The sequence below is a fragment of the Clostridium sp. 19966 genome, assembly GCF_032335695.1.
Classification (GTDB): Bacteria; Bacillota; Clostridia; order Clostridiales; family Clostridiaceae; genus JACTOJ01.
The window spans coordinates 64,038-78,930 of sequence record NZ_JACTOJ010000014.1 but is presented as its reverse complement, the minus strand read 5'-3'; the positions used below and the strand labels follow the sequence as shown (position 1 = coordinate 78,930).

Below are 14,893 nucleotides of genomic sequence, written 5' to 3'. Positions count from 1 at the left end.
TACATGAAATGAAATATTATGGTAAAGAAGTGAATTCGGACATAGATGTAGTTAATTATAGTGATGAATGTTATGCTGATTTTTGGTAAATTCTATGTCTTTATCAGGAATATCGTTGAAGTAGATATTCATTACCATTAAGGCTTTCTTACGAATTTCTATTAGCTTGTTGATATTATATCAACAAGCTCTTTATATATGTGAAAAATATGAAATTATTTACTAATATTATTAATCAAAAATGATTAGATTGTGTAAATTTAATAAATATGGTATGATTTTTACTATAAAAGACATATTAGTACATAATAGTACATATTATTATATTATTCTACATGATGTATTATCGCACAAATTTTATTAATCTTAAAGTATTATTATTTCCTTATTTGTTGTTGAAATTTGGAAAAAGATAAGCTTATTAAAATTACTAAAACTTGAAAACCTTATCAATGTTTTGCTGGTTACGTATGCAATTTATCGCAAAATAATAATGCTCAAAAATCAATTGAAAGAAGGGTGAATTTAAATGGTGAATTCAAATTATTTTAAAACAGATGAAGCTATACTTGCTGCTTTTAAATTAGTGCTGCCTTACCTTAATAGAATTGTACGAGAGGATATGGCTGTTGGATTAACGGACCTAAATGAATATATAGCATACTACAGAGCAAAAGAATTTGAATTGGACTTACCTCCAGGAAAACCAATAAATGATATAAGCACAATTGTAGAATGTATTAATACTGAAAAAGCTACTTTTGATGATATACCAGTGGAAGTATATGGTAGGCCAATCAAGACAATCTTCACTCCAATATATGGCGTGGATAATAAAGTCATAGGAACATTAAGCTCAGGCATTGACTCAAATGATAATTTTCAATTAATAAGCAATGTTAATAAGTTAGCTTCTTCTACAAAGCAAGCTTCAGAAAGTGTTGAGCAGATAAGTGAGAGCGCTGCAGAACTTGCAGATTCAGGACAAAAATCTATAGCACTTGCTCATGATTTGACAGAGAAATTTAGAGATACAAGTCAAATTCTAGAACTTATAAAAGGTATTGCTTCTCAAACGAACCTTTTAGGCTTAAATGCTTCTATAGAAGCATCGAGAGTTGGCGAGTTAGGCAAGGGTTTTTCGGTGGTTGCTACGGAGATAAGAAAATTAGCTGCACAGTCTAAAGAATCTGCAGTGAAAATTCAAAATATGTTAAATGAAATGAATAAAATTGTTAATTCAATTAATGGTTTAATAGAATCGAATGGAGCTGTTAGTGAAGAACAAGCAGCAGCAACTCAGGAGATATCTGAAAATTTAGTGAATATAAATAAAGCTGCTAAACAGCTAGAGGTTTTTGTAACTCGATATAATTAAATTTGATTACATTTTTAAATGAAAAAGCTGCGACAAAATTAATTCGTCACAGCTTTTTTAAAAAAAGAGGAAATCTATATCTAAAAAGATATATGCTGCTTTTCGTAGGCGGCAATTTTATCTTCCTTAAGAAGTGTAAGGGAGATATCATCATAGCCATTCAATAATTTTTCTCTTCTGAAGGCATCTATTTCAAAGGAAAAGCTCAAGCCCTTGTCATCCTTTATAGTAAGCTCTTTAAGATCCACTTCTAATTTATAATTTTCATATTTTGAAGTTCTTTCAAAAAGCTCATCTACCTTTGCATCTTCCAGCTTTATAGGAAGTATTCCGTTATTAAAGCAATTGTTATAGAATATATCTGCAAAGCTTGGGGCAATTATTACCTTAAAACCAAAATCTGATAGTGCCCAAGGAGCATGCTCTCTGGAGGAGCCGCAGCCAAAATTAGCCCTGGATATTAAAATTGTGGAATTTTTAAAATCTGGCTTATTAAGCACAAAGTCTTCAATAGGTGCTCCTTTTTCATCGAATCTGAGTTCATAGAATAGAAATTGTCCAAAGCCACTTCTTTCGATTCTCTTTAAAAACTGTTTTGGTATGATGGCATCAGTATCCACGTTTACTCTATCTAAAGGAGCCACAACCCCTATATGTTTAACAAAAGGTTCCATAAATAATCCTCCTCCTACTATTTTAAATCTCTAACATCAACAAAATGTCCATATATAGCAGCTGCTGCGGCCATAGCTGGAGAAACTAGATGAGTTCTGCTTCCTCTTCCTTGTCTTCCCTCAAAGTTTCTATTAGAAGTAGAAGCGCATCTTTCACCAGGCTTCAAAACATCTGGATTCATGGCAAGGCACATGCTGCAGCCTGCATCTCTCCATTCAAAGCCTGCTTCTATAAATACCTTATCTAAGCCTTCTTCCTCTGCTTGTTTTTTCACCTTAACAGAGCCAGGAACAACAAGAGCCGTTACCTTCGGATTAGCCTTTCTTCCTTTAGCAATTTTTGCTGCTGCTCTTAAATCTTCAATCCTTCCATTAGTACAGGAACCTATGAATACATGGTCAATTTCTATGTCCTTCATAGCTATGCCAGGAGTAAGTCCCATATATTTAAGAGCCTTTTCAGCACCATGCTTTTTGTCTTCATCCTGAAAATCCTCTGGAGAAGGAACTTTATCTTCAATAGAAGCCCCCATTCCCGGACTTGTTCCCCAGGTTACTTGAGGTGCAAGAGTGGATAAATCAAATGCTAGTTCTTTATCAAACCTTGCATCTTCATCAGACTTTAATGTTTTCCATAGAGCTACTGCTCTATCAAAAGCTTCTCCTTTAGGAGCATGAGGTCTTCCTTTTAAATAGGAAAAGGTAATTTCATCAGGAGGTATAAGACCGGATCTAGCACCACCTTCAATTGCCATATTACAAACTGTCAATCTTTCCTCCATGCTCATATTTTTTATTGCTGCTCCAGCAAATTCTATTACATAACCAGTTCCAAAATCAGTACCGTATTTGCTTATTATTCCAAGAATTACATCTTTGGCTGTGACTCCATACCCTAAACTACCTTCAACGGTTATTCTCATGGTCTTAGATTTTTTTTGTGGAAGACATTGAGTGGCGAGCACATGCTCTACCTCACTGGTACCTATGCCAAAAGCTAAGGCACCAAAAGCACCGTGACTTGCAGTATGGCTGTCACCGCATACTATGGTTTTGCCAGGAAGTGTAAGGCCAAGCTCTGGACCTATAACATGCACAACTCCTTGACTTTCGCTTTCCAAGCCAAAAAGGTTTACACTGAAATCTTCACAATTTTTATATAAGGCATCTATTTGCTGCTTAGAAATAGGATCTTTTATATCAAATCTATTAATGGTAGGTACGTTATGATCCATAGTAGCGAAGGTTAAATCTTTTCTCCTTACTTTTCTTCCCGCAATTCTTAATCCTTCAAAAGCTTGAGGCGAGGTAACTTCATGTATGAGATGAAGATCAATATACAGTAAGCTTTGATCTCCTGCTTCAGAGCTCACAAGGTGATTGTCCCAGATTTTTTCATATAAAGTTTTCCCTGTCATTTAAAATCTTCCTTTCATAAATAATACTGTACGAACAAATTCTTGTTGTAATTATATGATATACAGCTATATAATTGAAATACATATTAATTATGATTAGTATAACTTATAGTTATATAAGGAGAAAAATATGGAGAATAATTTGGAATTATATAAGATATTTTATACAGTAGCTAAGAGCGGCAATATTTCCTTGGCTTCACAGAAATTATTTATAAGTCAGCCTGCAGTAAGCAAATCCATAAAAAAATTGGAAGCTCAGCTGGGGATAGAGCTTTTCATAAGAAATTCAAGAGGGGTAAAGCTGACGGAAGAAGGAAAGATTTTTTATAAATATGTAGAAAAAGGGCTTAATGAAATTTCCATTGGAGAGAAGGTATTAGGAAAGCTTAAGGACGGAGAAGAAGGAAATATTAAGCTGGGGGTAAGCACCACTCTTTGCAAGCATTTTCTTATACCAAAGCTTAAAAAATTTAAAAAAGCATATCCCAATATAAAAATAAATATTATCAATAACACCAGTTCAGATACACTAAAGCTCATAGATAATGGGGAAATAGATCTGTGCGTAATAAGTGAGCCTATGGACAAAAATGATAATTATAATTTTATAAAGCTTCTAGAGATTCAGGATATATTTGTAGCCAGCAAAGAATATTTAGACACATTAAATACCATAGAAGCAGAGCATATATTTTATGATGCTACGGTAATGTTTTTAGAGAAAGATAATGTTACCAGAAGGTATATAGATAAATATTTTCAGGATAATGGCCTGGATATAAAGCCTGATATGGAAATAAGCAATATGGATCTTTTGATGGAATTTGCAAAGATAGGCTTTGGAATTACTGCCGCAATAAAAGAGTTTATAGCCGAAGAACTTAAGGCAGGGGAGCTTATTGAAATACCGATAAAGCCTGAAATACCTAAAAGAAATATAGGAATCGTTTATAGTAGTAATCTACCTCTGTCAAAGGCAGCAGAAACCTTGAAAAAATATCTCTAATAATATTTTTTATGTATAAATATTCTTGATATTAAATAGCATTTTAATACCAAGAGTATTTTTGTTATAATGGTAATAGTTGTAATAATATCGAAAGGAAGAAATTTATGGATAAATCAAAGGTGTTAAAGCCTACAGTTGAAATATTGTATAAAGATCAGCTTGAAGCTCTTAAAAATAGCGACAAAGGACCTAAGCCTATGAACTGGCAGCTGTCTCCTAAGAGCATAAGAGCTTTTATACTTGGAATGGATAAGCCTCTTGAGTATGAAGGAAGGAAAGTTAAAATAACCAGAAAATTTTATGGAGATGATACCTTAATTGAGAGATGCATAATAACCCTAGCTGGAAATAGAGGACTTATGCTGGTAGGAGAGCCTGGAACCGCTAAAACTATGCTCAGTGAATTGTTATCTGCTGCTATCTGTGGCTGCAGCACTAACACTGTTCAGGGAACAGCAGGTTCTACAGAAGATATGATAAAGTATACCTGGAATTATGCTATGCTTCTGGCAAAGGGACCAGTATCAGAAGCTTTAGTACCATCTCCATTATATATAGGAATGAAAAAAGGAATGATTACTAGATTCGAGGAAATAACCAGATGTCCTCAAGAGATACAAGACAGCCTAATAAGCATATTAAGCGATAAGATAATTACAGTGCCAGAGCTGGGAGATGAAGGTATAATCATGGCTTCTCCGGGCTTTAATGTTATAGCTACTGCTAATACCAGAGACAGAGGAGTTAATGAAATGAGCAGTGCTCTTAAAAGAAGATTCAATTTTGAAACCATTTTTCCTATTAATGATGTTAAATTAGAAGCTAAGATAATAGAAGGAGAAGTGGAAAAACTTTTAAGAGATTCTAACGTGGATATTGATATAGATAGAGATGCAGCAGAAATACTTGCAACAACCTTTCATGAGCTTAGAGAAGGAATCTCTTCAGAAGGATACAGAATAGATAAGCCTGCTTCCGTCATGAGCACAGCTGAAGCTGTATCTGTGTATTACCAGACAGTAATGAGCAGCTTCTATTACGGGGATAGTAAGGTCAGCATGGATTCTATGGTGCAGAATCTTTTAGGCTCAGTGCTTAAGGAGAGCCGAGAAGATATTGACAAGCTTAAAAGCTACTTCAATGTGGTGGTAAAAGCTAAAAGCAATGGTGATAGCAGATGGAAGGGTTACTATGATGCAAGAAAATGGGTCAGATAAATATATCAAAGCAGCTTATGATTTAAGTTCAAATGTGGTGTTTTTTCCAGTTAGACACCACAGTCCAGCCTGTGCCTTTCATTTAAAAAAAGCTATAGAAGCTTATGCACCTGAGATAATACTTATTGAAGGACCAGAAGGGGGAAACGCAGTTAAAGCTTATATAGATGATGAAGAAACTAAGGCACCTATATGCATATACTATAGCTACAGTGACAGCAAAGCTTTAATTGATGACAGTAAGGGAAAATACATGTGCTATTATCCATTTTTAGATTTTTCTCCTGAGCTTGTAGCTCTAAGGGAAGGAAGAAAACGAAAAATAACCGCAGAATTTATAGATTTATCCTATGCTGAGATGCTTATAAACAGCAAAAAGGCTGGGGAAGCTAAAAATAATAAAAATACATATAACGATGATTATATGATGGAAAGAAGTGCATTTATAAAGGCATTATGTGAAAAAGAAAGTTGCAGAAGCTACAATGAGCTTTGGGAAAAGCTGTTTGAGATAGATGGTATTAATATTTCTACTGAAAAGTTTATAGAAAATATGATAGTTTCCTGCTTCCTTTCAAGAGTAGGTTATGATGAGCAGCTGCTGCTAGAGGAAGGCTGCATTGCCAGGGAAACCTATATGGCTATGAATATACGAAAGGCTATGAAAGAATATAAAAGAATTCTTGTGGTTACAGGAGGATTTCATAGTGCTGCCCTCATGGGATTAATAAAGGAAGAAAAAGAGCTAAAGCTTCATAAGATACCTGAGGAAGATGAAGGTATCTATGCCATGGCTTATTCCTTTGAAGAGAGTGATCAGTTAAATGGCTATGCCAGTGGTATGCCTTATCCTAATTTTTATCAAAAGGTATGGGATAATCTAAATTGTAAAGTAGATAAGCCCTATGAAAAAACAGTGCTGGATTTTATAGTAAGATGCGGGGGAGCCATAAGGAAAAAAGAAGGAGGACTTTCTACAGCAGATGAAATAGAGGCTTTTAGCATGGCTTTAGGACTTAAAAATATAAGAGAAAAACGAGAGTGTGGGGTATATGAACTTCAAGACGGAATAAGGTCTTCCTTTGTGAAGGGAGAACTTGATTTAGCTTCAGAGGTGACCTTAAATCAGCTGAAGAAAATTCTTACTGGCAGAAAAATAGGAAGCTTATGTGCTGGTGCAGAGGTTCCTCCCATAGTAAAGGACTTTAAAAAAATATGCGAGTATTATAAGTTAAAACCTTCTACTGTGAAGGCAGAGGTTGCTCTATTTATATATAAGAATAAAAGGCAAAGTGAGGAAAGTAATTTCTTTCATAGGATGAAGTTTCTAAACACTAATTTTGCCATACTGGAAAAAGGGCCGGATTTTGCGAACAGAAAAAATACAAATTTGGTAAGAGAGCTTTGGAATTATAAATGGGACAGCAGAGTGGAAAGCAGTCTTATAGAGCTGTCAGTATATGGCGGTACAGTAAAGGAAGCTGCAGCTTCCATACTGAAAAAAGAATTTGAGAAAAATAAAAATTCTGCAGAAGGGGCATCTTTGCTTTTGATAGAAGCTTTCAATATGGGACTTGAAGAAAGCTTTAAAAATTTATCTGCTGAAATAGAAGCTATAATATCAAAAGATGGCATGTTTTCATCTGTGGTTAACTGCTGCTTTAATTTAAATTTTTTGTATAACTCGGAGGAACTTATTAAAGATAAAAGAGATGATAAAGCTGTAGAGTTTCTCAATCAAGCCTATAATAAAGCAGTATATTTAATGAATGATACCAGCTCTGTAGGCAGCGAGGAAGAAAATAAGATTATTTCTAATTTTAAAGATATATATAATTTAATAAACAAGAAATATTTGAACTTGGATAGGGAAATCCTGCAGGAGGCCTTAGAAGACCTAATAGCTAAAAAAGATTGTAACAGCTCTGTAGAGGGAGCAGCTCTAGGAATTTTATATGGAATTAATAAAATTGATATTCAGAAGTTAACCTCTAAAGCTGAGGAATATTTATTTGGAACGGGGGATAAGCTCTTGAAGTCTGCTAGCTTTTTAAAGGGGCTTTTTTCCACCGCAAAGGATGTGCTTCTAACAAAACAGGAATTGCTTAAGGGGTTAGATAATGTAATCAAAAATCTAGGTGAGGAAGAGTTCCTTAGCATAATACCTGATTTAAAATTAAGCTTTACTTATTTTAATCCACAGGAAGTAAGCTTAATTGCGGCCTCTGTGGCAGATTTTTATAATTATTCTAAGGAGGAATTAATGACTCCTGCAGATATAACTGAAAGTGATATTAGATTGGCGCAGGAGCTAGATGCTTTTGCTAAGGAGTATATAAAAAGCTGGTATTTTTAGCAGGCAAAGCTATATGGAGGTGAAAGAATGAAGGAGGATGCTTTAGCTTTAAACCGCTGGAGACTCATACTTGGAAAGTATGCTGAGGAAAATATAAGCTTTTCCCATGGAGAGCAAAGCTATGAAAAGATGAGTGACTTATTGGAATATCTTTATGATAGAGAATATAGTGAGGAAAGAGGAATAAGACAGGGAGGTCTTGGACCTAGTAACCTTACTGTGCCGGAGTGGATCACTAAGGTAAAGGAGCTTTTTCCAAAGAAAACTGTGGAGATATTAGAAAAGCATGCTTTGGATAAATATGATTTAAAAGAACTTTTAACGGATAAGAGGGTATTGGAATCACTAAAACCCAATACGGAACTGCTTAAAAGCATAATGCAGATGAAGCATATGATGAAGGGAGAAGTACTGGAAACCGCAAGAAAAATAGTGAGACAGGTGTCAGAGGAATTAAGAAAGCAGCTTGAAAATGATGTTAAACTCACCATAATGGGAAGATTGGATAAGACTAAAAGTTCACCAGTAAAATCTGCTAAGAATATAGACTTTAAGAAAACCATAAGAAATAATATGAAAAATTATGATGTGGAAAATAACAGACTTATAGTAGATAAGATTTATTTTAATGCTAGAGTTAAAAGATTTAATCCCTGGGATATAGTTATAGCTATAGATGAAAGCGGAAGTATGCTTTCCTCAGTAATATACAGTGCAGTAATGGCAGGAATATTTTCAAGTCTGCCTATGCTTAAAACCAAGCTGATAATTTTTGATACTGAAGTAGTGGATTTGACTTACACTGGCTGTGATGTGGTGGAAACCTTGATGAGTGTTCAGCTGGGCGGCGGAACTGACATTTCAAGAGCCTTAGGCTATACCTATCAGCTTATTGAAAATCCTCACAAAACTATAGTAGTGCTGGTAACAGATCTATATGAAGGTGGTGCTTATGGTGAAATGTACGCCAGAGCAAAGAGCATCCTGGAAGCTGGAGCAAAGCTTATCATTCTAACAGCTCTAGATAATGAAGCTTCTGGCTGCTATGATAAAAATGCTGCAGAGAGAATGGCAAGTCTTGGAGCAAATGTGGCAGCCATGACGCCGGGAGGGTTAGCTAAATGGGTAGCACAAATAATTTCCTAGAAGAATTCAGAAACTATTTATCCATGATAAATGAGGATTATATAATTGGAATTTCCAATAAAGGTATATTAAATAGAGCTAAGAAGGAACTTGAGTCAGGGGAAGAGATAGATATCATATTCAATGAAGATAATGTGGAGTGCAGGCTTAAGGATGGCACTATATGTAATATAAATGCAGATATAAAAAATTTTAAATGCAGCTGCCCCTCAAGAAGCATATGCAAGCATGTGGTTAAAAGTTATTTGTATGCAGCTTCTCATTCTAAAGAGCTCTTTAAAGGTAAAGGAAACTCTAATTCTAAAGAAGAAAGCTTAGACTTTTCTGAGCTTATTAAAATTGATATAAAGCAAATAAAAAAAGTTATTTCTGATAGAGATATAAAAAATATATTAAAGAAAATAGAGTTTGGTTTTTTTCCTGAAATAGAGGAAGACAATATACTCAAAATAAGCTTTCCTGAAGAAAATATAGTAGTAAAATTTATTAAGACTAAAGCCGTAGAAGAAATGATAGATATAAATAAAAGCAGTATTTTAAACAATTCCCTGTGCAGCTGTAAAGAAAAAGACATATGTAAACATAAGCTGGAGGCACTTATACATTATAAGCTTTTAAAGAAGGCAATAAAATATGATGATATAAATGCTTTAATTGAAGAAGAATTCAATTTTAAAAAAGAAGATTTTGTAAGCACTTTGGAAGGAATAAAAGGAATAGTGGCAGAAATATATATAGGGGGATTAGCTAGGGTATCTGAAAATCTATGTCAGCAATTGGAGCAGATGGCTTTGATAGCTCACAATAATAATCTTCCAAGCCTAGAAAAAAGAATCAGAGCAATTGGAGCAAATCTTCAGCTTTATATAAATAAAAATGCCAGCTTCAACATTAAAAATTTTAGAAAGCAAATGCACCAAATCTATAAAATTATAAATGCAATGGAAAATTCAAAGGATAGAAAATTGGTTAGAGAGTTCATGGGCAGGTATAAAACCAATTATTATGACCTACCAGCCATAGAACTTTGGTGCTTAGGGGCAAAAGCCTGGAGTACCGCTTCTGGGTATAAAGGTATAACCTTTTATTTTCATAATGATAAATTTAAAAAACTATTTACCTATACAGAATCAAGAGCAGATTACTATGAAGAGGCAAAAAAGTATAATTTCTATGACAAGGAAGCTCCTTGGGGAATACAAGGCAGGCAGAGTGAATTTTCCAGAAGTCATATAAAGCTTTTTAAGGGGAAGATAAATGATGAATTTAGGTTATCTTCCAGTGCTGAGAGCAGAGGTGAGCTATTAGAAAGAACCAGGATTAAAGACTTAGCTTTAAAGGAGCTTATCTTTGAAGATTGGGAACAGCTTTTTTTTAGCTTGGAAAATAGCATTGAAAACAGCTATGCTTCTTCAAAGCAGGATAATATATTTTTGCTTAAAATTTCATCCAATGATGAAAGCTCCTTTAATAATATAGGTCAAGTTTTTTCTATGGCTATTTATGATATGAAGGGAAGAAAAATATTTATAAGGCTTAAATATACAAAGGAAAATAAAAAGCTTATAGAAAATATAGAAAGTGCCGAAAGAAACAATATGCCTTATATGATACTTTCTGAGGTGTACATATATGAAGGCGAAATTATAGCTGTGCCAATAACTGCTTACTACAATAATGACAGATCTATAAATTGGACTTTAGAATAGCGGAGGCTAATTATTATGGACAATTTTAAAGTAATAAAAGAAATATTTGATGATATGGAAAATTTATTAGATGCGCTTCTATTAAGCGGAATATATATTGCTTCAGATAAATTGTCTGAAGATATAAAAACTATTGAAGGCAGGTTGGGACTTATAGGTATGGAAGAAGGAAAAAAGCTTCTTAAGGAATTTGAAAATAAATTATCCATGCAAAGACATAGAATGGATTATGATGATATGGAAATAGTTGCAGCTCTTACTAAGCTTGAAACCTACATAGAAGCTGTAAAATTAAAAATAAATTTAGAAATATCAAAACAAAATATTTATAAGGATGTGGTGAAATGAGAACATTAGAGGAGCATTTAAAGGAAAGAATAGAAAAAGTGGCAGAAAGTCTAGGGATTAAGGTTAATGAGGAACCAAGTCTTCAGCAGTATCTTGATGATAATTGTGAAGAAAAGGAATTTTTAAATAAAATAAAAAATTTGGATTTAAACAGTCTAAATAATACTGATAGAACCAACCTAAGAGTATGTTATGATTCTATAGCTAGGCATGAAAATAAGGAATACATGGATAAATTCATTAAAATCCTAGTGGCAGCGGATGAAAAAAACACAATAATAATTCTTAAAACCTGGAAGTATTCCTTTTCAGAAAAGGTAATAGAGCAGCTCATTAGATGTAATGCAAATCCAGCGGTAGTTATAAGCTATTTTGCTGAAGAAGTTCAAAGCAGAGAACACAGCATTAATATGGATAATCTTAATATTTTTAAAAGACTCCATGAAAAATACAGCGAATTTTTTAAAGAAGCCTTTAAGTTAAGTCAGGTTAATGCCAGATACTACTTAAGTGTGGTTCTTGCTAAAATTGATGCAGACAGATATAAAGAAAATCTTGAGTTTTTGGAAAAAGACACCTATGACAGCCTCAATGTGCTTTTAAATGATAATAGCAGTTATAAAAATGACCTAGATAAATTAAAAGAATATATTAAATATGGAAATATGGAACTAGAGAAAATACTTAAGGTTTTAAAAGCCAACATTAATGATAAGGATTTAAGCAAATATGTACTAAAGCTTCTAACTTTTGCAGCCTACAATTTAATGGGGAAATCTCTTATATTAAAAAGATTCATGAAGGTTATGATAAACCTATTTTATAAACAGACCTTTAACGTGCTTTATGATTTAATATACAATACCCACAAAGGAAAGGACAATATACAAATAGAGATTGAGGCTATTGTTAAAGAATTAGAGATACCTGAGGAGTATATGATAGCTTGGATGGGAACTAGAGAGGGGTATAACATCAGTGAATTTAATAGAGTGCTGGAGCTTAAAGCAAAGACAAATGAAGAGGTTTTTAACAGAGCTATAAATTTAGCAGGTAGAGCCAAAGCAAATTATTTGATAAGTCTGCTTTGGAAAAGCGGAAAAGGCGGCTCCTATATAATGCAAGTAGAAGATAGTTTTTATGATGAATTTTCGCAATTTTTACTATCCTACAGTATTCCGCAAAGCACCATAAATGATTTTAGTGATTATCTAAAGGGAAATAAAGAATTTGAAGATATATGCCTGCAGGCAAAAAATGTTATGAAAAGCATGAAGGGCTACATATATAATAGAGGAAATCATCTTGATACTCTCTTTAAACTTAAGGGGAATTCACCTGTATTTGAAAGAGGAGTAAAACTATACGAAGCATTTCAAAAATATGAGTTGCTTAGAAACTTAGTAAACAAACTAAAGGGTAATTTACCTAACTCTACTTCTGTTGAGAATCTGGCTAAAACTATGAAGCTTTATGGAATGTCTCAGAGAACCATAGTTTTTTATTTTGCTGAAGATATTGTAAATACTTATTATAGCCAGGGAATTAATGAGGAAAAGTTATTATTGAAAAAAATTGCCTCGGAAGATTTTGATTTGACAGCAAATATAATTGACGATTTATCAGCTAATGCAAGAGCTGAAGTTATAGGGATACTTTACGAAACAGGTAATGATAAAGTTAAGGAAATTATGCTGAAATATATACAAGATACCTCAAAGGTAGTCAGAGAAAAACTTATTGAGCTATTTTCAAAAAATGAGGAATATATTGCTGAAGTAGCACCGCTTCTTAAGGCTAAGAAGCAGTCCGTAAGGGAAACTGTTGTGGAAATTCTTAGAAGATATGATATAGAGAAAGTTGAAGGATTACTGAAGGAAGCCTTGAAAGCAGAAAAAAGCGAAAAAGTTAAGGCGATAATAGCAAAAGCTTTAAATTTAGAGGGGAATGCTTCTTCTGGGAAGGAAAACGTAACAATAGAGGATTACTGCAAGACTGTAATGAAAAGGGGATCTAAAGCTTCTATTAAATGGCTTGACTTTGAAACTTTGCCTAAATTGAAATTTAAGGACAGTGATGCAGAATGCAGTGAGGATATAGCTATGGCTTTACTTATAGCCTATTCTTCTGAAGGATTAATAGCTGTAAATAAAGATGCAAAATTTATATGCAGCAAGCTAAAGGAAAGTGACGTAGCAGAATTTGCCTTTGAGGTTTTATCTAGATGGCTGGAAAACGGAGCGGAAGCCAAGAAGAAGTGGGTACTAGCTTTTTCTTCAGTTCATGGTGATTATAAGGTGGTAGAGCTTTTAAAGAAAAATATAGAGGAATGGCCTTTGAAAGCTAGAGGAGCTATAGCTAGTGAGGCAGTAAAAGCTTTAGCCTTAAATGGCAGCGACGGTGCTCTAATGATAGTGGATGGTATATCTAGAAAGTTTAAATTTAAGCAAGTAAAAGCTGCGGCAGGAGAAGCACTAAGCTTTGCGGCTAAAGAGATAGGAATTACGGAAGAAGAGTTGTCAGATAAGATAGTTCCGAATCTTGATTTTGATGAAAGCGGGGAAAGAGTATTTGATTTTGGGGAAAGAAAGTTTACAGTGACCCTAAGTCCAGAACTTACTTTGGAGATTTTTGATGAGAATAATAAAGCATTAAAGAAGCTTCCTCAGCCTTCGAAAAAAGATGATGAAGGTAAAGCAGCTTCAGCTCAAGAGGAATTTAAATTGTTGAAAAAGCAGCTTAAAAGCACTATATCCATACAAGGAGCTAGACTTGAGGAAGCACTTTCATCAACTAGACTTTGGACTAAAGAAAAGTGGACAAAACTTTTTGTTAAGAATCCTATAATGCATAAATTTGCTATGTCTCTTGTATGGGGAACATATGAGGATAATAAGCTTAAAGAAACCTTCAGATATATGGAAGATGGAAGCTATAATACAAAGGATGAGGAGGAATATGAACTTCAAGGAGATGCTTTGATTGGACTAGTACATCCTATAGAGCTTAGTGAAGAAGATTTGCAGCTTTGGAAGGAGCAGCTGGAAAACTACGAGATAAAACAGCCTTTCCTTCAGATAGAAAGACCTATATATATAATTGAAGAAACAGAAAAGTCTTCTAAAAATATAGAACGCTTTGGAGGAATTATAATAAATAGTTTGTCTTTAACTGGTAAGCTAACTTCAGCTGGCTGGTATAGAGGTTCAGTTCTTGATGCTGGAGGCTATTACGATTTCTATAAAGAATTTAATAATTTTAATATAGGCGTGAATTTAGAATTTAGCGGTACCTTTGTTGGCTGTGAAGGTGAGGATGTGACTATATATGAAGCCACCTTTTATAAGACTGGCACTGTTGACAGGGGGAGCTATGTATACTCTTCCATAAAAGAGGAATACCGAGTTAACCCAATAGATGTTCCCATAAGACTTTTCAGTGAAATAATGTACAGTATAGACAGAGCTTTATCTGCTAAAATAGGTGTAGATGAAAAGTGGAAAGAAAAGAAAATATAGCCTTTAAGAATATATAGAATTAATAAATCTCTTACTCTTTTGCCAGTGAGAGGTTTATTTTTTTATTATGCACTGATACAAAATATTCCTTTAAAATCTTGTTAAAAATATATAAAG

10 protein-coding genes are annotated in these 14,893 nt (G+C 33.8%); 8 read left to right on the top strand and 2 right to left on the bottom strand.

What is annotated here, in order from left to right:
* The first annotated feature begins 529 nt into the window (after window positions 1-529).
* The gene (locus tag IAI10_RS14810) at window positions 530-1,378 is read left to right on the top strand and encodes a methyl-accepting chemotaxis protein (protein ID WP_315674062.1); all 849 of its coding nucleotides are present in this window, start codon (window positions 530-532) and stop codon (window positions 1,376-1,378) included.
* Window positions 1,379-1,458: 80 nt separating this feature from the next.
* On the opposite strand, the gene leuD is transcribed toward IAI10_RS14810, so the two are convergent.
* Both leuD and leuC read right to left on the bottom strand, forming a co-directional pair.
* Entirely contained in the window at window positions 1,459-2,052 is a 594-nt protein-coding gene (leuD, locus tag IAI10_RS14805; RefSeq protein ID WP_315674061.1) for a 3-isopropylmalate dehydratase small subunit, read from the bottom strand.
* A gap of 17 nt (window positions 2,053-2,069) precedes the next feature.
* Entirely contained in the window at window positions 2,070-3,470 is a 1,401-nt protein-coding gene (leuC, locus tag IAI10_RS14800) for a 3-isopropylmalate dehydratase large subunit (RefSeq protein ID WP_315674060.1), read from the bottom strand.
* A gap of 130 nt (window positions 3,471-3,600) precedes the next feature.
* Here leuC and IAI10_RS14795 point away from each other — a divergent pair, with 130 nt between their 5' ends.
* From IAI10_RS14795 to IAI10_RS14765, 7 genes are all read left to right on the top strand, one after another.
* Window positions 3,601-4,479 (top strand): LysR family transcriptional regulator, encoded by an 879-nt coding sequence (locus IAI10_RS14795; RefSeq protein ID WP_315674059.1) that lies wholly within the window; start codon window positions 3,601-3,603, stop codon window positions 4,477-4,479.
* A gap of 107 nt (window positions 4,480-4,586) precedes the next feature.
* The gene (locus IAI10_RS14790; protein ID WP_315674058.1) at window positions 4,587-5,699 is read left to right on the top strand and encodes an AAA family ATPase; all 1,113 of its coding nucleotides are present in this window, start codon (window positions 4,587-4,589) and stop codon (window positions 5,697-5,699) included.
* Complete coding sequence (locus IAI10_RS14785; protein ID WP_315674057.1) at window positions 5,674-8,055, top strand: DUF5682 family protein; 2,382 nt, start codon at window positions 5,674-5,676, stop codon at window positions 8,053-8,055. The genes IAI10_RS14790 and IAI10_RS14785 overlap by 26 nt, the downstream gene beginning before the upstream one ends.
* A gap of 27 nt (window positions 8,056-8,082) precedes the next feature.
* Window positions 8,083-9,201, top strand: a complete 1,119-nt coding sequence (locus IAI10_RS14780) for a VWA domain-containing protein (RefSeq protein ID WP_315674056.1) — start codon at window positions 8,083-8,085, stop codon at window positions 9,199-9,201.
* A complete protein-coding gene (locus IAI10_RS14775) occupies window positions 9,177-10,910 on the top strand; it encodes an SWIM zinc finger family protein (RefSeq protein ID WP_315674055.1) in 1,734 nt (577 codons plus the stop codon). The genes IAI10_RS14780 and IAI10_RS14775 overlap by 25 nt, the downstream gene beginning before the upstream one ends.
* 15 nt (window positions 10,911-10,925) lie before the next feature.
* Window positions 10,926-11,258 (top strand): hypothetical protein, encoded by a 333-nt coding sequence (locus tag IAI10_RS14770; protein WP_315674054.1) that lies wholly within the window; start codon window positions 10,926-10,928, stop codon window positions 11,256-11,258.
* Window positions 11,255-14,776 (top strand): DUF4132 domain-containing protein, encoded by a 3,522-nt coding sequence (locus tag IAI10_RS14765; RefSeq protein WP_315674053.1) that lies wholly within the window; start codon window positions 11,255-11,257, stop codon window positions 14,774-14,776. The genes IAI10_RS14770 and IAI10_RS14765 overlap by 4 nt, the downstream gene beginning before the upstream one ends.
* Window positions 14,777-14,893: the final 117 nt, after the last annotated feature.